Genomic DNA, 527 nt, shown 5'->3' with positions numbered 1-527 from the left:
TTTTGCAAGAACACTTAACGCTAACGGTTACGAAGAGAAGAAATGGTGGAGCCAAGCGGGATCGAACCGCTGACCTCCTGCGTGCAAGGCAGGCGCTCTCCCAGCTGAGCTATGGCCCCGTTATGGGCGTTTCGACCACCCCCGATAAGGGCATTTTAAGTAAGGCAAAGCCTGAGACTTGAAATGTTTTTGGCATTCTGGCAAGGCAAGAGGGTGCGAAGCATACACCAGTATGCGAGTACCCGAATAACGCCGTCCAGAATGACAAAATGGTGGGTCTGGGCAGACTTGAACTGCCGACCTCACCCTTATCAGGGGTGCGCTCTAACCAGCTGAGCTACAGACCCAGTTTTCTTCTCTTTTAATATCAAGCCTGCAAACTGTGTGGACACTCACTTCCGTAAGCTATTTTGTAAGGAGGTGATCCAGCCGCAGGTTCCCCTACGGCTACCTTGTTACGACTTCACCCCAGTCATGAACCACACCGTGGTGATCGTTCTCCCGAAGGTTAAACTAACCACTTCTGG

The 527-nt window shown here is 51.6% G+C and carries 2 tRNA genes and 1 rRNA gene; all 3 read right to left on the bottom strand.

The features are described 5' to 3' along the window. Positions 1-43: 43 nt before the first annotated feature. Positions 44-119 (bottom strand) — tRNA-Ala (locus VBY75_RS12705). Between the two features lie 151 nt (positions 120-270). After that, a tRNA-Ile gene (locus tag VBY75_RS12700) sits at positions 271-347 on the bottom strand. Between the two features lie 66 nt (positions 348-413). After that, positions 414-527, bottom strand: a 16S ribosomal RNA gene (locus VBY75_RS12695); the annotation flags it as partial.

The organism is Idiomarina sp. HB (genome assembly GCF_048059115.1).
Lineage (GTDB): Bacteria > Pseudomonadota > Gammaproteobacteria > Enterobacterales > Alteromonadaceae > Idiomarina > Idiomarina abyssalis.
The sequence above is the reverse complement of the archived record's forward strand: the minus strand, read 5'-3'. Positions and strand labels throughout refer to the sequence as shown.